We start from the raw sequence: 17,951 nt of genomic DNA, 5'->3' as shown, positions 1-17,951 counted from the left end.
CCGTGCCGCTGTGACGACAAGGATCATGGCCCACCGGTACGACAGGACGACGCGCGGCGCAGCGGTCCGGAACGGGACGACCGGACTCCCGCCACCGCCCGAACGACCGTTAAGCTTCGACTGTGGGAACCGAGGAGCTGTACCCGGCCGGGCGACTGTCCGCGGCCCGGCACGCCACCGCCGCGGCGGGCCTGGACGCGCTGCTGCTCACCCCCGGCTCCGACCTGCGCTGGCTGACCGGCTACGACGCCCGCGAGAGCGAGCGCCTCACCTGCCTGGTGCTGCCCGCCGAGGGGGAGCCCACGCTCGTGGTGCCGGCGCTGGAACGCCCCGACGCCGAGGCCGCCCCCGGCGGCGGCCTCCGGATCGTCGACCACGCCGACGGCGACGACCCGTGGCCGCTCGTCCGCGCCGCGCTGCCCGGCCCGGTGCGCGCCGTCGGGATCGCCGACCGGATGTGGGCGCAGCAGGTGCTCGCGCTGCGCGCCGCGCTGCCGGACGCGGCCCAGCGGCTCGCCTCCGAGGTGCTGCGTGAGCTGCGGATCCGCAAGTCCCCGGCCGAGGTGGCGGCGCTGGCCGAGGCGGGCGCCGCGATCGACGCCGTGCACCGGCGAATGGGGCAGTGGCTGCGCCCGGGCCGCACGGAGCGGGAGGTCGCCGCCGACATCGCCGCCGCGATCCGCGCGGCCGGGCACGCCGAGGTGGACTTCGTCATCGTGGCCGCCGGCCCGCACGGCGCCAGCCCGCACCACGGCACCTCCGACCGGCCGATCGGCGCGGGCGAGCCGGTGGTGGTCGACATCGGCGGCACCATGCCCTCGGGCTACCGCTCCGACTGCACCCGCACCTACGTCGCCGGCGGCCCCGCGCCGGCCGGGTTCGTCGACCTCTACGCGGTGCTGCGGGACGCACAGCGCGCCGCCGTGGCCGCCGTGCGACCCGGGGTGACCGCCGAGGACCTCGACGCGGTCGCCCGTGACATGATCACCGCCGCCGGTTTCGGCGACGCCTTCCTGCACCGCACCGGGCACGGCATCGGCCTCGACACCCACGAGGACCCGTACGTGGTGACCGGCAACCCGCGTCCGCTGGAGGCCGGCATGGCCTTCTCGGTCGAACCCGGGATCTACCTCGCCGGGCGGTACGGCGCCCGGATCGAGGACATCGTCGTCTGCACGACGGACGGCGGGCAACGGCTCAACACCACCCCCACGGAGCTCATCGCGCTATGAACGTCGACCGGATCCTGCCCACCGACGAGGCCCACGACCTGCTGGACCTCGCCACCGAGCTCGCCGACCGGGAGCTGGCCCCGAAGGCCGCCGGCTTCGAGGAGCGCGCCGAGTTCCCCCGCGAGGTGCTGCGCACCCTGGGCCGCGCCGGCCTGCTCGGCCTGCCCTACGCCGAGGAGCACGGGGGCGCCGCCCAGCCGTACGAGGTCTACCTGCAGGTGCTGGAGATCCTCGCCAGCCGGTGGCTGGCCGTGGCCGAGGCGGTCAGCGTGCACACGCTGTCCTGCTACCCGGTGGCGCAGTTCGGCTCCGACGAGCAGCGCAAGCTGCTGCCCGACATGATCGGCGGGGAGCTGCTGGGGGCATACTGCCTCTCCGAGCCGCAGGGCGGCTCGGACGCGGCGGCGCTGACCACCCGGGCGGTGCGCGACGGCGACGCGTACGTGGTGACCGGCACCAAGGCGTGGATCACCCACGCCCGGGTCGCGGACTTCTACAACATCTTCTGCCGCACCGGCGGGCCCGGCCCGAAGGGCATCTCCTGCCTGCTGGCCGACCGGGGCACGCCGGGCATCCACCCGCAGGCCGCCGAGCGGACCATGGGCCTGCACTCCTCCCCGGTGGCGCAGATCGCCTTCGACGACGCGCGGGTGCCCGCCGAGCGGCTGATCGGTGGCGAGGGCGCCGGGTTCACCATCGCCATGTCCGCGCTGGACTCCGGCCGCCTCGGCATCGCCGCCTGCGCGGTGGGGCTGGCGCAGGCGGCCCTGGACTACGCGGTCGGCTACGCCCGGGAGCGCCGGCAGTTCGGCCGCGCGATCATCGATTTCCAGGGCCTCGGGTTCAACCTGGCCGACCACGCGACCCAGATCTCCGCGGCCCGCGCGCTCATGCTGGCCGCGGCGCGGCTGCGCGACGCCGGCCGGCCGTACTCGATCGAGGCGGCGAAGGCGAAGCTGTTCGCCACCGACGTGGCGATGCGGGTGACCACCGACGCGGTGCAGGTGCTCGGCGGCGCCGGCTACGTCGCCGACCACCCGGTGGAGCGCTACATGCGCGAGGCGAAGGTGCTGCAGATCGTCGAGGGCACCAACCAGATCCAGCGGCTGGTCATCTCCCGCGCCCTGGCCAAGGGCTAACCTGTCGCGGTGACCTTCCCCCGGATCACCGTCGACCCCGACGTCATGGGGGGTGCGCCCTGCGTGCGGCAGTCGCGCGTCCCCGTGGCCACCCTGCTGGCCATGATGGCCGAGGGCATGTCCGTCACCGACATCCTCACCGATCTGCCGTTCCTGGACGAGGAGGACATGGCGGAGGTGCTCAACTACGCCGCCGACGCGGTGCGCGACCGGACGGCGCGCTGAGCGTCATCCCGGCGGGCCGGGTGCGGCGTGGGAGCGCTTTTGCGGCTAGGCTGCGCCGCGTGGAGGAGATCGACCGCGCCATCGTCGCCGCGCTGACCGGGGACGGTCGGCTGTCGTACACGGACCTGGCCGAGCGGGTGGGCCTGTCGGTGTCGGCCGTGCACCAGCGGGTCCGCCGGCTGGAGCAGCGTGGCGTGGTCAAGGGGTACGCCGCGCGGGTGTCGTTCGAGGCGCTGGACCTGCCGCTGACCGCGTTCGTGGCGATCCGGCCGTTCGACCCGTCGCAGCCCGACGACGCGCCGGAGCGGCTGGCCCACCTGCCCGAGATCGACTCCTGCTACTCGGTCGCGGGGGAGGACTTCTATCTCCTGCTGGTGCGCGTGGCCGGCCCGGCCGACCTGGAACGGCTGCTGCAGGAGATCCGCATCTCGGCCAACGTCACGACCCGCACCACTGTGGTGCTGTCCACGCCGTATGAGAACCGCCCGCCGCGGATCAGTGCCGAGCTGCCCGGTCGGGGTCGGTCCCGGTCGGCGACGGAGCCGGCAGGTTCCAGCGCCGGATGACCCGCCGGCCGTGCTCGTGGCCGAGCACGCTGAGCGTGGCCGTGTCGAGCCGCAGCAGTCCGCCGCCCGACGGGGGCAGGCCGATCCACCGCGCCCCGAGCACCCGCAGGCTGTGCCCGTGCCCGACCAGCGCGACGCTGCCCCGTTCCAGCAGCGGGGCGACCCGGTCGAGCACCCGGTCGAGCCGGGCGCCCACCTCGGCCGGTGACTCGCCGCCGGGGCCGCCGCCGTCGGTCCAGATGCTCCAGCCCGGCCGTTCCTCGCCGATGGCGTCGCTGGTGCGGCCCTCGTAGTCGCCGTAGTTCCATTCGGCCAGGTCGGGGTCGGTGGCGTCGACGGTCAGCCCGGCCAGGTGGGCGGTGCGGGTGGCGCGCTGCCGAGGGCTGGACAGCACCCGGACGAAGCGCCGGCCGGCGAGCAGGGGAGCGAGCGCGCGGGCCTGCCGCTCGCCGTCGGGGGTCAGCTCCAGGTCGGTGTACGAGGTGTGCCGGTGGCTGGCGCTCCACGTGGTCTCGCCGTGCCGGATCAGCAGTATCTCGTTCACCCGCCCAGTCAACCACGCCCGTCGGGCCGGCACCGGGAACCGCTCTGACCTATTGTCCTAGGATGCATTAGGGGATGTGCGCCGGTCAACGGCGTTTGTCGAGCCCGGCACCGGGGACGCGACAAGGGCAAGCCGCACGCTGACGAGGAGGGCGACATGAGCTTCACCGACAAGGCGAAGATGAAGGCCCAGGAGATGAGCGGCATGGCCAAGGAGCGCATCGGCGACGCCACCGACAACGAGCGGTTGCGGGCCGAGGGCGCCAGCGAGCAGAGCGCGGCACGGGCGCGTCAGGCCGGGCAGGACGTCAAGCAGGCCGGTCGCGACGTCAAGGACGCGTTCGAGAAGTGACCCGGACGCACGTCGCCCCCGCCGGCTGAGCCGGCGGGGGCGACGCTGTGCGGCGCGACGGTCAGTCGTCGCGGTGGGCGTGCCACCAGGACTGGCCCGCCTCGGGCAGGGTGTCGATCGGGTCGTAGTACGCGTAGCGCTTGTTGAGCGCCTCCAGGTCGGCGGACTCGATCGAGGTGCGGTAGTTCTTGGTCCAGTAGGAGATGCCGCGCTCACGGTCGTAGTCGGTCAGCATGTGCACCCAGCGCTTGCCGACGAACGGGACGTCGCAGACGATCCGCGGGGTGGCGTAGCCGGGCAGGTAGCCCATGATGTCGTGCTGGAGCTGCTGGGCGTGCCAGACCGGGACCCGCCAGTGCTCCGCGTTGGGGATCATGTCGCACATGTAGAAGTAGTACGGCAGGATGCCCGCCTCGCCCTGCAGCGCGAAGCACAGGTCGAGCAGGTCGGCGCTGGTGGCGTTGACGCCGCGCATGAGCACGCCCTGGTTGCGGACGTCGCGGACGCCGACGTCGAGCGCGGTCTGGGCGGCCTTGGCGACCAGCGGGGTCAGCGACTGGGCGTGGTTGACGTGGGTGTGGATGGCCAGGTTGACGCCGCGCCGGGCGGCGGTGCGGGCGACCCGTTCGAGGCCCTCGACCACGTCGGGCTGGAGCCAGTGCTGGGGCAGACCCATGAGCGCCTTGGTGGCGAGCCGGATGTCACGGATCGTCTCGATCTCCAGCAGGCGCATCAGGTAGGACTCGAGGTTGCGCCACGGCACGTTGGCGACGTCGCCGCCGGAGACGACCACGTCCCGGACGCCGGGGTGGGCCTTGAGGTAGGTGATGTGGGCGTCGTAGCGGTCGACCGGCTTGAGCGTGAGCTTGAGCTTGTCGACGGCGGGGGTGGAGTTGCCGACGAGGTCCATGCGGGTGCAGTGGCCGCAGTACTGCGGGCAGGTGGAGAGCAGCTCGGCGAGGACCTTGGTGGGATAGCGGTGGGTGAGTCCCTCAGCGACCCACATGTCGTGTTCGTGCAGGCTGTCGCGGCTGGCGTAGGGGTGTGAGGGCCAGTCGGTGCGCCGGTCGGAGGCGACCGGGATCATGTAGCGGCGGACCGGGTCGGCGAGCAGCGCCTCGGTGCTCATCGGCGCGAACGGCACCATGGTGTTGAGCATCTGTGGGGGCACCAGCATGGACATGGTGGCCAGGGCCTTCTGGTCGGCCTCCAGGTCGGCGTAGAAGGTCTCGTCGACGGTGTCGCCGAGGACGGTGCGCAGCTGCTTGATGTTCTTGACGCAGTTGACGCGCTGCCACTGGGCGCTCTCCCACTGGTCGCGGGTGACGTGGCGCCAGCCGGGGAAGCGGGTCCAGTCGGGTTCGACCAGGGGTGCGCGCCGGTATTCGTAGGGCTGTCCGGCGGTGGGGACGGCGACGGGCGCGGGGCGGGACGTCGGGATGGTCTCCACCGGTTGGGTCTGGGTCACGGCCCCTCCTCGTCGTGCGGTGCGGTTGATCAGCGGGTGCGAACGCTACTGGAAAATCTGCGGTAAAGAAATTAGTCTGCCGGAAGTTTTCCCGCGACGCGAGCCCTGACCCGGGGGTTCGGGCGGCTGGACATAGGGGGTCGGCGTGACGTCACCGGTGGGTCTGCACCGAGTCGTGGAACCGGCGGGGGTGCTGCCGCAGGCGGCCTGGCGGCTGGACGCCGACCCCCGGATCGCGGCGAACGAGGTGCGGATCCGGGTCGAGCGGCTGAACCTGGACGCGGCGAGTTTCCGGCAGTTGGCGGAGAAGCACGGCGGGGACGGGGAGAAGGTCCGCGCCGAGGTGCTGGAGATCATCTCGACCCGGGGGAAGATGCAGAACCCGGTGACCGGGTCGGGCGGCATGCTGATCGGCACGGTGGAGGAGGCGGGTCGCCGCTCGCCGCTGGGGTTGCGGCCGGGGGACCGGGTGGCGACGTTGGTGTCGTTGACGCTGACGCCGTTGACGATCACCGACGGGTTGGCCCGGTGGGACGGGCGCAGCGAGCAGGTGCCGTGCGACGGGTACGCGATCCTGTTCGCGCGGTCGATCGCGGCGGTGCTGCCGGCGGATCTGCACCCGGAGTTGTCCCTGGCGGTGCTGGACGTGTGCGGGGCGCCGGCGTTGACGTCGCGGGTGGTGGCCGAGCAGGTGGCGCGGCGGGCGCGGGAGGGTGATCCGCGTCCGGTGTCGGTGGCGGTGATCGGCGGGGCCGGCAAGAGCGGGTCGCTGTCGCTGGCCGCGGCGCGGCGGGCGGGCGCCGGCCGTACGGTCGGGGTGGTGCCGGTGGCGGCGGAGCGGGACGCGCTGACGGCGGCCGGGGTGGCCGACGTGGTGGCGTTGGCGGACGCCCGGGATCCGGTGGGTCTGTCGACGGCGGTGACGACGGCGTTGGGGGTGCCGGCGGACGTGACGGTGGTGTGCGTGGACGTGCCGGGGTGTGAGCACGGCGCGGTGCTGGCCACGGCGGACGGCGGTACGGTGATCTTTTTCTCGATGGCGACGAGTTTCGCGGCGGCGGCGTTGGGCGCGGAGGGCCTGGCGGCGGACGTGACGATGCTGGTGGGCAACGGGTATGTGCCGGGGCACGCGGAGTTGGCGTTGGAGTTGTTGCGCGCCGAGCCGGGGGTGCGCGGGCTGTTCGAGGCGCGGCTGGCGGCAGACTGAGGCCATGACGAACCCCTCGACGCTGTATCGCGGTGGAGTGCTGCACTGTCCGGCCGACCCGAGCGCGACGGCGCTGCTGGTGCGGGACGGGCGGATCGCCTGGTTGGGTGCGGACGCGGACGCGCCGGTGTCCGATCGGGTGGTGGACCTGGGCGGGGCGTTGGTGACGCCGGCGTTCGTGGACGCGCACGTGCACGCGACGGACACGGGTCTGGCCCTGTCGGGGTTGGATCTGTCGGCGGTGCGGTCGGCCGGTGAGCTGCTGGAGGCGGTGGCGGCGTTCGCGGCGGGGTTGCCGGGCGACGCGGTGGTGCTGGGGCACGGTTGGGACGAGTCGACGTGGGCGGCGCCGGTGGTGCCGGACGCGGCGGCGTTGGACCGGGCGGCCGGAGGGCGGCGGGTGTACCTGTCGCAGGCGTCGATCCATTCGGCGTTGGTGTCGGCGGCGTTGCTGGCGGCGTGTCCGGATGTGGTGGCGGCGCCCGGGTACGACGCGTCGGGCTGGTTGCGGCGGGACGCGCACCACGTGGTGCGGGAGGCGGCGCTGGGTTCGGTGTCGGCCGCGCAGCGGGTGGTGGCGCAGCGGGCGGCGTTGCGGCACGCGGCGTCGTTGGGGATCGCGGCGGTGCACGAGTGCGGTGGTCCGGGGACGTCGGACGAGTCGGACTTCACGGGTCTGCTGGCGGTGTCCGGGGACGGGGTGCCGGAGGTGTACGGGTACTGGGGTGAGCTGCTGGGCGCGGCGAAGGCCCGGGATCTGGGTGCGGTGGGCGCGGGCGGGGACCTGTACGCGGACGGGGCGTTGGGGTCGCGGACGGCGCACGTGTCGGCGGCGTACCTGGACGGTGAGCCGGGGGCGTGCGGGCACGGGTACGTGACGGCGGAGCAGGTGCGTGATCATCTGGTGGACTGCGCGGCGCACGGGATGCAGGGCGGGTTCCACGCGATCGGGGACGCGGCGATCGGCACGGTGCTGGAGGGGTTCGCGGCGGCGGCGCGGACGTTGGGCACGGATCGGGTGCGGGCGGCGCGGCACCGGGTGGAGCACGCGGAGATCATGAGCAAGCGGTTGATCGCCGGGTTCGTGGAGTACGGGATCGTGGCGTCGATGCAGCCGGCGTTCGACCGGTTGTGGGGTGGCGCGGGTCGGATGTACGAGTCGCGGTTGGGTCTGGCCCGGTCGTTGGAGTCGAATCCGATGGGTGCGATGCACGGGGTCGGGGTGGCGTTGGCGTTCGGGTCGGATTCGCCGGTGACGCCGCTGGATCCGTGGGGGTCGGTGCGGGCGGCGGCGGCGCATCACAACCCGGGGCAGCGGATGAGTGTGCGGGCGGCGTTCGCGGCGCACTCGCGCGGTGGTTGGCGGGCGGTGCACCTGGACAACGAGGGTGTGTTGGCGTTGGGTGCGCCGGCGACGTTCGCGGTGTGGGACACCCCTGCGGGGGTGGAGCGGGGTTTGCCGGTGTTGCAGGCGGAGGACCCGGAGGCGCGGGGTCCGGAGGATCCGACGCCGCTGCCGGTGTGCCGGGCCACGGTGTTGCGCGGTGACGTGATCTATCAGGAAGGCAGTTCGTGACAGGGAAGCTTGGGCTGGATCCGGCGTTGGTGGCGCGGGCGCGGGAGTTGGCGCGTCGGGCCGGGCAGCCGGTGGTGGATCTGGCGCGCAGCCACACGACGGTGTCGGTGGAGCGGGCGGTGCTGCGGTTGGCCGGGGTGACCGGCGCGGACCCGGACGGCATCCCGTGGGTGAACCGTCTGGTGGACGCGGTGGTGGCCGACGTGGGGCTGGGCCACGGGGTGGCGGTGCCGGTGTTCGACGCGATGGCCCGGGAGGGCGTGTCGGACGTGACGTTGCTGGCGCAGAAGGCCGCGGCGGGGTCGGTGCGGTTCGCGCAGCCGACGGCGAAGGCGGCGACGGCGGCGAGGAGGGCCGCGCGGCGGGCGGTGGCGGCGGGGGTGCGGCAGATCGACCGGCGGCGCGCCGAGCGGGACCGTCTGGTGAAGCGGCACGGGGATCCGAAGCAGCGGCCGTGGATCTATCTGATCGTGGCGACCGGTGACATCTACGAGGACATTCCGCAGGCGCAGGCGGCGGCGCGGGCCGGCGCGGACGTGATCGCGGTGATCCGGTCGACGGGGCAGTCGCTGCTGGACTACGTGCCGGAGGGGGCGACCCGGGAGGGGTTCGCGGGCACGTACGCGACGCAGGAGAACTTCCGGCTGATGCGGGCGGCGTTGGACGAGTCGTCGCGGGAGTTGGGCCGGTACGTGCGGCTGACGAACTACGCGTCGGGGCTGTGCATGCCGGAGATGGCGACGTTGGCCGGCCTGGAGCGGCTGGACATGATGCTCAACGACTCGATGTACGGGATCCTGTTCCGTGACATCAACCCGATCCGTACGTTCGTGGACCAGCGGTTCTCCCGGCAGGTGCACGCGCGGGCGGGGATCATCATCAACACCGGTGAGGACAACTACCTGACCACTGCGGACGCGGTGGACGAGGCGCACACGGTGACGGTGTCGCAGTTGCTCAACGAGTTCTTCGCGCACGAGGCGGGGTTGTCCGACGGGTTGCTGGGGTTGGGGCACGCGTTCGAGATCAACCCGGAGGTGCCGGAGTCGTTCCGGTTGGAGTTGGCGCACGCGTTGCTGGCGCGGGAGTTGTTCCCGGACGCGCCGTTGAAGTGGATGCCGCCGACGAAGCACATGACCGGGGACGTGTTCCGGGGCAACCTGCTGGACGGGTTCTTCAACCTGGTCGGGACCATGACCGGGCAGGGCATCCTGCTGGTGGGGATGATGACCGAGGCGGTGGTGACGCCGTGGTTGTCGGACCGGGACATCGCGTTGCAGAACGTGCGGTACGTGCTGGGTGCGGCGGGCGGGTTGCACGAGGACTTCGTGCCGGCGCCGGGCGGGTTCATCCAGCAGCGGGCGCACCGGGTGCTCGGTGAGGCGGTCGACCTGCTGGAGCGCATCGGTGAGCAGTCGCTGTTGACGGCGATCGCGGAGGGCACGTTCGGGATCATGAAGCGGCCCGCGGACCGGGGCAAGGGCCTGGACGGGGTGGCGCGGCACGAGGCGGACTACTTCAACCCGGCCACCGAGATCCTGGAGCAGTCGGCATGAGCCAGCACAGCCCGAGCGAGAAGAAGATCGTGCGGCCGTACGGGGACACCACCGGTGACGGCATGGTGCAGGTGTCGTTCACGTTGCCGGTGCCGCACGACAAGCGGGCCGAGGGCGCCGCGGTGCAGTTGGCCAACAAGATGGGCATGGACCCGGCGATGCTGGTGCACGCCAAGCCCATCGGCGACGGGTTCACCTTCTTCGTGGTCTACGGGCGGGTGAACCACCTGGTTGACCTGGACCGGGTGCAGGTGGTGGAACGGGACTTCCCGCTGCTGTCGGCCAAGGAGGTCAACACGGTGGTGAAGCAGCGGATGCGGCGCAAGCTGTCGGTGGTGGGCGCCTGCATCGGCACGGACGCGCACACCGTGGGCATCGACGCGATCCTGAACGTCAAGGGCATCGCGGGGGAGAAGGGCCTGGAGTACTACCGGGAGTTGAAGGTCACCAACATGGGTGCGCAGGTCAGCGTGCCGGAGTTGGTGGAGGCGGCCCGGGCGGAGAAGGCCGACGCGGTGCTGGTGTCGCAGGTGGTGACGCAGCGCGACGCGCACCTGCACAACACGCGGGAGATGTCGGCGGCGTTCCGGGAGGCGATGCCGGCGGGGAAGCGGCCGCTGCTGATCGTCGGTGGGCCCCGGTTCGACGAGACGATGACCACGGAGCTGGGCGTCGACCGGATCTTCGGTCGCGGCACCACCCCGGGCGAGGTCGCCAGTTACCTCGTCCACGCGTTGATCACCTCCAGGAAGGCGAGCAGTTGAGCGAGCAGGATCCCCGGCTGGGGTTGACCGTCACCCACCGCCGGTACGTGCCGTACGCCCACGCGCACTACGCGGGGAACCTGGTCGACGGGGCGTACGCGTTGGGGTTGTTCGGTGACGTGGCCACGGAGGTGTGCATCCGCACCGACGGCGACGAGGGGCTGTTCGCCGGCTATTCGGACGTGCGGTTCACCGCGCCGATCCGGGCCGGTGACGTGGTGGAGGTGACGGCGCAGGTCGCCCGCGTGGGTTCGCGCAGCCGGACGCTGGAGCTGAGCTGCGCGGTGGTGTGCCGGGGCCGCCCGGACCGGGGCGAGTCTGCGGCCGAGGTGCTGGATCCCCCGATCGTCGCGGTCACCGCCACCGGCACCGTGGTCGTGCCGCCGGCCCCGTGAGCGCGAGGAGCGAGCCGGTCCTGCGAGCCCCGCAGTCGCGAACGAAGACCAGCCCCGTGAGCGCCGCATGAACACCGTTGTCTGCGCGGACGTCGGGTCGACGTACACGAAGGCGGCGGTGGTCGACCTCGACGGCGGTCGGCTGGTCGGCGCGGCGTCCGCGCCGACCACGGTCGGCACGGACGTGCTGCACGGCCTGGACGCCGCGGTCGGCACGGCCACCGCGTCGGCCGGCGTGGGTGACGTGCCGTGGTACGTGTGCTCGTCGGCCGGTGGTGGGCTGCGGCTGGCGGTGATCGGCTACGAGCCGCTGGTGACGGCGCAGGCGGGCCGGCGGGTGGGTCTGTCGGCGGGTGCGAACGTGGTGCACGTGGCCGCGGGCCGGCTCGGCGCGGCCGAGGTGTCGGCGTTGCGGGCGGCCCGCCCGGACGTGGTGCTGCTGGTGGGTGGCACCGACGGCGGTGACGCCGACACCCTCACCCACAACGCGACCCGGCTGGCGCGGGCCCGCTGGCGGGTTCCGGTGGTGTTGGCCGGCAACGTCGACGTCCGCGCCGACCTGCACGCCGTGCTGGTGGCAGCGGGGGTGCCGGTGACGGCCGCGGACAACGTGCTGCCCCGCATCGGGGTGCTGGCGCCCGGGCCGGCCCGGGCGGCGATCCGGGAGGTGTTCCTGCGGCACGTCATCGGCGGCAAGCGGCTGTCGCGGGGCAGCCGCTTCGCGCGGCTGGTGCGCGCGGCGACGCCCGACGCGGTGCTGACCGGGGTGGAGGTCCTCGCCGACACCCTCGGCGGTGACCTGGCCGTGGTGGACGTGGGTGGGGCCACCACCGACGTGTACTCGGTGCTCACCCCCGACGAGCGCGACAGCGGCCCCGGTCAGGAGGTCGCCGGGACGCTGTGGCGGGCCCGCACCGTCGAGGGGGATCTGGGCATGCGGTGGAGCGCGCCGGGTGTGGTGCGGGCCGCCGCCGAGGAGCGGCTGCTCGACCCGGGGGAGGAGGGGCCGTTGGCCGAGGCGGCGGCGGTGCGGGCCGCCGACCCGGGGTTCCTGGCCGCCGGTGACGCCGACCGGGCCGCCGACCGGCGCATCGCGACCCTCGCGGCGACGGTGGCGTTGCGGCGGCACGCCCGGGGCGCGGCCACCGGGGAACGCGCCGGCCGGGATCTGCGGGAGGTGCGGCTGCTCGTCGGCTCCGGCGGGGTGCTGCGCCACGCCGAGGCGGGTCATGCGGTGGCGGTGCTCGACGCGGTGCTCACCGACCACGCCGGTGGGTGGCCGTTGCCGCGCGCCGCCCGGCCGGTCGTCGACGTCGACTACGTGCTGGCTGCCGCCGGGCTGCTCGCCGAGGAGCATCCGGGTGCGGCGGCGGCGGTGCTGCGGCACCACCTCGCCGGCTGACCGACCGTCCACGGATCGAGACGCGCCGACGCGACACGCCGTGGCGCAGCACACGACAGGCCGGGGTGGGTTGACAGCGGCGGGGGTCTACGCCGTACCGTCTTTGAGTCCTACTACGGGAAGCGGCTGTTGTTCGCTTCGTCCCTTCGTCCGCTGGCCGAGTGACCGGAAGGTTGCGGCGGCCAGGTCCAGCGGGCGGGGGTCGGCGGGGCGGCGCGAACCGGCCGCGGTTACCGGTGTACGGGCAGGGTGAGAGGAACGGCCAGTAGACAACGGCCAGGCGGGGGCAGCCAGTCCACGTCCGGTCGGTCCGAAGGTCGGCGCCGATCGTCCTCGCCCCACCGGCCGGGGAGGGCCTGGGAGCATCGGGGCGCGGCTTAGGCCGCGCCCCGATTTCCGTCACCGGCCGGGTCAGTGGCCGAGCCGCTGGTAGCGGCGCACCGCCGCCGGGGCGGCCACCGCGATCAGCGCCAGCGGCCAGGCGATCGCCAGCAGCAGCGCGTGCCGCGCCGGCCACGAGTCCGCGCCGACACCCGGATTGCCGAACAGGTCCCGCACGGCCGCCACCGTCGCCGACAGCGGGTTCCACGCCGCGACCGCGCCCAACCAGTCGGGCATCAGTTCCGGTGCGACGAACACGTTCGACAGCGCGGTCAGCGGAAACGCCAGCGGGAACACCACCACCCCGACCGTGTCGGGGTTCGGCACCAGCAACCCCAGCAGGATCCCCACCCAGGTCAGCGCGGCGCGCAGCAGCAGGATCAGCGCCACCGCCCCGAGTGCGGCGAGCAGGCCCTCACGCCACCGCCAGCCCACCAGCAGCCCGCACACCACGAGGGTGGCCATCTCCAGGCACGCCCGCACCAGGTCCGCGCCGGCCCGTCCGGACAGCGGCGCCGAGCGGGCCATCGGCAGGGAGCGGAAACGGTCCACCACGCCGCGGCCGGCGTCGACCGCGATCGCCGAGGCGGTGGCGCCGAGACCGTAGAGCATCGTCATGACGAACACCCCGGGCAGCAGGAACTCTCGGTAGCTGCCGTCGCCGGGCACCGCCATGCCGCTGCCGAACACGTAGCCGAACACCAGCACGAACATGATCGGCAGGGTGAAGTAGAGCACGATCTCCTCGGGGGAGCGGACCACGTGCCGCAGGTTCCGTCCGGCCATCACCCAGCCGTCGACGAGCGCCGTCACGCCGCCACCTCCGCACGCTGCCGCGCGTGCGCCGTGTGGCCGGTCAACCGCAGGAACGCCTCGTCCAGCGTGGGTCGACGCACCAGCACGTCCTCCACCTCCACCCCGCTGTCGGTCAACTCCCGCAGGACCGCGGTGAGCACGGCGATCCGGTCGGTTACCGGCGCGTCCACGCGGCGCAGCTCCCCGTCCACCGTCACCGCCGCCCCGGTGGCCCGTTCCAGCACCGTCGCCGCCGCCGGCACGTCCGCCGCGCGTCGCACCACCAGCTCGACGCGGTCGGCGCCGATGCGCGCCTTGAGCTGCTCCGGGGTGCCCTCGGCCACCACCCTGCCGGCGTCGAGCACGCACACCCGGTCGGCGAGCTGGTCGGCCTCCTCCAGGTACTGGGTGCACAACAGCACCGTGGTGCCGTCGGCGACCAGTTCCCGCACCGCCGTCCACAACCCGTTGCGGCTGCGCGGGTCCAACCCGGTGGTCGGCTCGTCGAGGAACAGCACCCGCGGCGGCACGACCAGGCTGGCGGCCAGGTCCAGGCGGCGACGCATCCCACCGGAGTAGGTGCCGGCCGACCGGTCCGCCACCGCGGCCAACCCGAAACGGTCCAGCAGCTCGTCGGCGCGGCGACGGGCGGTACGCGCAGGCAGGCGCCGCAGCCGGCCGAACAGCACCAGGTTCTGCCGGCCGCTGAGCACCTCGTCCACGGCTGCGTACTGCCCGGTCAGGCTGATCGCCTCGCGTACCCGATCCGGGCGGGCGGCCACGTCGTGTCCGGCGACCCGGGCCCGGCCGCCGTCGCCGCGCAGCAGCGTGGTCAGGATCCGCACCGCCGTGGTCTTGCCCGCTCCGTTGGGGCCGAGCATCCCGCACACCGTGCCCGCCGGTACCGCCAGGTCGAACCCGTCCAGGGCGGTGGTCGGGCCGTACCGCTTGCGTAACCCCTCGGCCAGCACGGCCGTCGTCTCATCGGTCATGGCGCCAGCGTCGCCGGCGCCGCTGACCGGGGGCGCACCGCGCGCTGACCGGGCGGCGGTGGCGCGGTCAGCCGGCGGCGAGCACGGCCACCGCCTGCGGCCGCGCCAGCGCGGCGCCGCGGGTGAACGCCGCGGCGAACGCTGCCGCGCCGAGGTGCGACCGGGCGGCGTCGGCGACCGGCGCGACCGCCGGGGCGTCGGCCGCGCCGGTGCCGGCCAGCAGCGCCGACACGGCCCCCAGCAGGTACGCGGCCCGTTCGGGCCCGTCGTCGGCCAGTAGCGGCCGGACCAGCCCGTCCACCGCGGCGACGACGGTCGGGACGTCCCACACCCCGACGGTCGCGGTGACGACGCGCCGGTAGTGGGCGCGGGCCGCCGCCGGGTCACCGGCGGCGTCGGCGAGCTGCCCGAGCGTCACCCGCGCCGCCAACCGGACCACCTCCGCGCCGAACCAGCCCGACGGGCACCCGGCGAGGGCCCGCTCGCACAGCGTCCGGGCACGGTCGGGGTCGCCGTCGCGGCGGGCGATCTCCCCGAGCCCCAGGTCGGCGGCGGCGACCAGTTCCGGCGCGCCGGCCGGACCGGCCATCCGGCGCACCCGCCGGTAGTCGTCGCCCGCGCCGGTCAGGTCACCGACGAGCAGGCGACCGTCGGCGCGGGTGCGCAGCAGCTCCGCCAGGTCCAGCGTGGAGCCGAGCTGCTCGACCAGGCGCAGCGCCTCGGCCATCGGCGCGGCGGCCGCGCGGGCGTCGCCCTCCCGGTAGGCGGTCTCGGCGAGGGTGCTCAGCGCCAGGATCATGCCCCACCGCTCGTTCAGCGCCCGGAACCCGGCCAGCGCCTCGGTGAGGTCGGCGCGGGCCCGGTCGTGGTGGCCGTGCAGCAGGTGCACGGTGGCGGTGCCGAGCACGCCCAGGGCCCGGCTCCACGGGTCGGTGCCGAGCAGCCATTCCCGGCTGGCCCGGTCGGTCAGCACGGCCAGCCGGTGCGGCGGAGGCGGGCCGCTGGCCGTACCGGACAGGTAGAGCAGGAACGGATGTCGGGGCGGCCGGTCGCGGTCCCACAGGATGCGCGAGGCCGTGGCGACCGCCGTGGCGTCGCCGGCGCCGGCGAGCGTGGCGACCAGCAGACACAACGCGTACTCCTCGTCGAGGCCGGCCGGCGCCGCGTCGAGCCGGTCGACGAGCCGCCCGGCCAGCTCGGCGCCCTCGCCGCGCAGCCCCCGCAGCCACCAGTAGAACGCCAGCGCCGCGACCAGCCGCAGCGCGGCTTCCGTGTGCCCGTCGTCCACCGCCCGGCGCAGCGCCGCGTGCAGGTCGTCACGGGCGGCGTCCAACCGGCGCAGCCAGCGGTCCTGGCCGACACCGCGCAGACCGGCGTCGCCGGCCCGGGCCAGGTCCAGGAAGTACGCGGTGTGCGCGGCCCGCACCCGCGTGGCCTCCCCGCCGTCGGTGAGCCGCCGCGCCGCGTAGGCGCGGATGGTGTCCACCATCCGGTACCGCCCGTCGTCGGCCTCCACCAGGGACTTGTCCACCAGCCCGGTGAGCACGTCGACGACGTCGTCGTCGTCGGTCGGCCCGCACACCGCCTGCACCGCCGGCAGGTCGGCGGCGCCGACGAACACGCCCATCCGGGCGGCCAGGCGCCGCTCCGGCTCGTCCAGCAGCTCCCAGCTCCACCCCACCACCGCCTCCAGCGTGCGGTGCCGGGGCTGCGCCGCCCGGTCGCCGCGGCGCAGCAGCCGGAACCGGTCGTCCAGGCGCGCCGCCACCTGCGCCACCGGCAGGGCCCGCAACCGGGCCGCGGCCAGCTCCAGGGCCAGGGGCAGGCCGTCGAGGGTGCGGCAGATCCGCAGCACGGCCGGCGTGGTGGCCGCGTCCAGGGTGAAGGCCGGCGCGACGTCGGCGGCCCGGTCGGTGAACAGCCGCACCCCGGCGTAGGCGGCGGCCGCCTGCGGTGGCACCGGGCCGGCGGGCACCGGCAGCCCACCGACCGGGCAGATCGCCTCGCCGGTGAGACCCAGCGGCTCCCGGCTGGTGGCCAGCACCCTCAGGTCGGGTGCGGCGGCGAGCAGCCGGGCGGTCAACCGGGCCGCGTCGTCGACCACGTGCTCGCAGTTGTCCAGCACGAGCAGCAGCCGCCGGTCGGTCAGCGCCGCCACCAACCGGTCGGTGAGGTCACGGGGGCCGCCGGGGGCGCGCAGCCCGGCGTCGCGCAGGTCCAGCGCGGCCAGCACCGCCGGCGCCACGGCCGACCCGGGCGCCACCGACGCCAACTCCACCAGGCACACGGGGGCGTCGTGGCGGCTCGCGGCGGCGACGGCCAGGCGGGTCTTGCCGGCGCCGCCCGGCCCGTGCAGGGTCACCAGACGCGCCGAGGCGAGCAGCTCACCGACCCGGCGCAGTTCCCGCTCCCGACCGACGAAACTGGTCAGCGGAGTCGGCAGCCGTGACGGCGTGCCACCGGCGGGCGGCCCGTCGTCGCGCAGCAGGGCGGTGTGCAGCGCGGTCAGCTCCGCCGACGGGTCGGCGCCCAGTTCCTCGGCGAGCACCTCCCGGGCCCGGGCGTACACGGCCAGCGCCTCGGCGCATCGTCCGGCGCCGTGCAGGGCGCGCATCAGCTGCCCGTACAGCCGCTCCCGCAGCGGGTGCTCCGCCACCAGCGCCCGCAGTTCCGCCACCAGCGGCGGACCGGCCGGCGCGGACGCCAGCTCCGCCTCGACGCGGTCCTCGACCGCGGCGAGGCGCAGGTCCCGCAGCCGGGCCGCCTCGGCGGCCAGCACCGTGCCGGTGACGTCCGCCAGCGGCTCGCCGCGCCACAGTCGCAGTGCCTGCCGCAGCAGCGCGCCGGCGCGGCCCGGGTCGCCGGCGGCGAGCGCGACCCGGCCGGCCTCGGCCAGGCCGGCGAATTCATGCACGTCGACCTGCTGCGGGTCGACGGCCAGCCGGTAGCCGGCCGGACCGAACTCGATCTCCACGCCGGGCAGCAGCCGGCGCAGCCGCGACACCTGTGACTGCAGCGCGTTCGCGGCCCGCTGCGGGGGGTCGGCGTCGTAGACGCCGTCGACGAGCCGTCCCGGCGGCACCGTGCGGCCGGCGTCGAGCAGCAGCAACGCCAGCAGGGCGCGCAGCCGCTGCCCGGCGACGGGCAGCGCGGTGCCGTCGGCGGCGTACGCCTGGGTGGGGCCGAGGACACCGAACCGCATACGCCCGATTGTCGCCTGCCCCTGGTGGTCCGGCCCACACCGGCCGGGCCGGTCGACGTCGCGGCCGGGTAGCCTTCGGCCCGTGATCGTGGTGAGGTGCCGGTGACGACGCTCGACCGGGAACAGCCGCGTGCCACCGACGGGGCACGCCCGGAC

16 protein-coding genes are annotated in these 17,951 nt (G+C 74.4%); 11 read left to right on the top strand and 5 right to left on the bottom strand.

Going from position 1 to position 17,951, the window contains the following annotated elements; translation table 11 throughout:
- Positions 1-122: 122 nt before the first annotated feature.
- From COO58_RS11100 to COO58_RS11085, 4 genes are read left to right on the top strand one after another with little or no spacing between them, the layout of a single operon-like run.
- A complete protein-coding gene (locus tag COO58_RS11100) occupies positions 123-1,232 on the top strand; it encodes a Xaa-Pro peptidase family protein (RefSeq protein ID WP_091574493.1) in 1,110 nt (369 codons plus the stop codon).
- A complete protein-coding gene (locus tag COO58_RS11095) occupies positions 1,229-2,371 on the top strand; it encodes an acyl-CoA dehydrogenase family protein (RefSeq protein ID WP_091574491.1) in 1,143 nt (380 codons plus the stop codon). Before COO58_RS11100 ends, COO58_RS11095 begins: the two co-directional genes overlap by 4 nt.
- Positions 2,372-2,380: 9 nt before the next feature.
- A complete protein-coding gene (locus COO58_RS11090) occupies positions 2,381-2,596 on the top strand; it encodes a DUF433 domain-containing protein (RefSeq protein WP_091574488.1) in 216 nt (71 codons plus the stop codon).
- Between the two features lie 59 nt (positions 2,597-2,655).
- Positions 2,656-3,162 (top strand): Lrp/AsnC family transcriptional regulator, encoded by a 507-nt coding sequence (locus COO58_RS11085; protein WP_091574486.1) that lies wholly within the window; start codon positions 2,656-2,658, stop codon positions 3,160-3,162.
- Here COO58_RS11085 and COO58_RS11080 read toward each other — a convergent pair.
- Positions 3,092-3,706, bottom strand: coding sequence for a histidine phosphatase family protein (locus COO58_RS11080; RefSeq protein ID WP_098744866.1), 615 nt, complete (start codon positions 3,704-3,706; stop codon positions 3,092-3,094). The two genes, COO58_RS11085 and COO58_RS11080, sit on opposite strands and share 71 nt — an antisense overlap.
- 156 nt (positions 3,707-3,862) lie before the next feature.
- Between COO58_RS11080 and COO58_RS11075 the strand changes: the two genes are divergently transcribed.
- On the top strand, positions 3,863-4,057 hold the full coding sequence (locus COO58_RS11075; RefSeq protein WP_098744865.1) for a CsbD family protein: 195 nt from the start codon (positions 3,863-3,865) through the stop codon (positions 4,055-4,057).
- Positions 4,058-4,118: 61 nt separating this feature from the next.
- On the opposite strand, the gene COO58_RS11070 is transcribed toward COO58_RS11075, so the two are convergent.
- Positions 4,119-5,525, bottom strand: coding sequence for a KamA family radical SAM protein (locus tag COO58_RS11070; protein WP_098744863.1), 1,407 nt, complete (start codon positions 5,523-5,525; stop codon positions 4,119-4,121).
- 157 nt (positions 5,526-5,682) lie between these two features.
- On the opposite strand from COO58_RS11070, the gene COO58_RS11065 reads away from it, so the two are divergent.
- The 6 genes from COO58_RS11065 to COO58_RS11040 all read left to right on the top strand — a co-directional run bounded on the left by COO58_RS11065 (position 5,683) and on the right by COO58_RS11040 (position 12,425).
- Entirely contained in the window at positions 5,683-6,732 is a 1,050-nt protein-coding gene (locus COO58_RS11065) for a zinc-binding alcohol dehydrogenase (protein WP_172967981.1), read from the top strand.
- A 4-nt stretch (positions 6,733-6,736) separates the two neighbouring features.
- Positions 6,737-8,308: an amidohydrolase gene (locus tag COO58_RS11060; protein ID WP_091574481.1), complete on the top strand. Its 1,572-nt coding sequence runs from the start codon at positions 6,737-6,739 to the stop codon at positions 8,306-8,308.
- A complete protein-coding gene (locus COO58_RS11055; protein WP_091574480.1) occupies positions 8,305-9,864 on the top strand; it encodes a lysine 5,6-aminomutase subunit alpha in 1,560 nt (519 codons plus the stop codon). Before COO58_RS11060 ends, COO58_RS11055 begins: the two co-directional genes overlap by 4 nt.
- On the top strand, positions 9,861-10,628 hold the full coding sequence (locus COO58_RS11050) for an OAM dimerization domain-containing protein (protein WP_091574479.1): 768 nt from the start codon (positions 9,861-9,863) through the stop codon (positions 10,626-10,628). Before COO58_RS11055 ends, COO58_RS11050 begins: the two co-directional genes overlap by 4 nt.
- Entirely contained in the window at positions 10,625-11,023 is a 399-nt protein-coding gene (locus COO58_RS11045) for a hotdog domain-containing protein (protein WP_172967784.1), read from the top strand. The genes COO58_RS11050 and COO58_RS11045 overlap by 4 nt, the downstream gene beginning before the upstream one ends.
- Before the next feature lie 67 nt (positions 11,024-11,090).
- Positions 11,091-12,425 (top strand): glutamate mutase L, encoded by a 1,335-nt coding sequence (locus COO58_RS11040; protein ID WP_098744862.1) that lies wholly within the window; start codon positions 11,091-11,093, stop codon positions 12,423-12,425.
- Between the two features lie 411 nt (positions 12,426-12,836).
- Here COO58_RS11040 and COO58_RS11035 read toward each other — a convergent pair whose 3' ends face one another.
- The 3 genes from COO58_RS11035 to COO58_RS11025 form a co-directional block, all read right to left on the bottom strand.
- Complete coding sequence (locus COO58_RS11035; RefSeq protein ID WP_245666399.1) at positions 12,837-13,619, bottom strand: ABC transporter permease; 783 nt, start codon at positions 13,617-13,619, stop codon at positions 12,837-12,839.
- The gene (locus COO58_RS11030; RefSeq protein ID WP_091574476.1) at positions 13,616-14,593 is read right to left on the bottom strand and encodes an ATP-binding cassette domain-containing protein; all 978 of its coding nucleotides are present in this window, start codon (positions 14,591-14,593) and stop codon (positions 13,616-13,618) included. Before COO58_RS11030 ends, COO58_RS11035 begins: the two co-directional genes overlap by 4 nt.
- 67 nt (positions 14,594-14,660) lie before the next feature.
- Complete coding sequence (locus COO58_RS11025; protein WP_098744860.1) at positions 14,661-17,795, bottom strand: BTAD domain-containing putative transcriptional regulator; 3,135 nt, start codon at positions 17,793-17,795, stop codon at positions 14,661-14,663.
- Positions 17,796-17,951 lie beyond the last annotated feature (156 nt).

It is taken from the genome of Micromonospora sp. WMMA1996 (genome assembly GCF_002573675.1).
GTDB lineage: Bacteria > Actinomycetota > Actinomycetes > Mycobacteriales > Micromonosporaceae > Micromonospora > Micromonospora sediminicola.
Note: the sequence above shows the minus strand (reverse complement) of the source record. Positions and strands in the feature narration are given on the sequence as shown.

What these genes read in the sequence shown, in the direction of transcription:
- COO58_RS11060 (WP_091574481.1), top strand. Translation starts at nt 6,737, where the DNA reads ATGACGAACCCCTCGACGCTGTATCGCGGTGGAGTGCTGCACTGTCCG.
- COO58_RS11030 (WP_091574476.1), bottom strand. Translation starts at nt 14,593, where the DNA reads ATGACCGATGAGACGACGGCCGTGCTGGCCGAGGGGTTACGCAAGCGG.
- COO58_RS11050 (WP_091574479.1), top strand. Translation starts at nt 9,861, where the DNA reads ATGAGCCAGCACAGCCCGAGCGAGAAGAAGATCGTGCGGCCGTACGGG.
- COO58_RS11040 (WP_098744862.1), top strand. Translation starts at nt 11,091, where the DNA reads ATGAACACCGTTGTCTGCGCGGACGTCGGGTCGACGTACACGAAGGCG.
- COO58_RS11025 (WP_098744860.1), bottom strand. Translation starts at nt 17,795, where the DNA reads ATGCGGTTCGGTGTCCTCGGCCCCACCCAGGCGTACGCCGCCGACGGC.
- COO58_RS11095 (WP_091574491.1), top strand. Translation starts at nt 1,229, where the DNA reads ATGAACGTCGACCGGATCCTGCCCACCGACGAGGCCCACGACCTGCTG.
- COO58_RS11075 (WP_098744865.1), top strand. Translation starts at nt 3,863, where the DNA reads ATGAGCTTCACCGACAAGGCGAAGATGAAGGCCCAGGAGATGAGCGGC.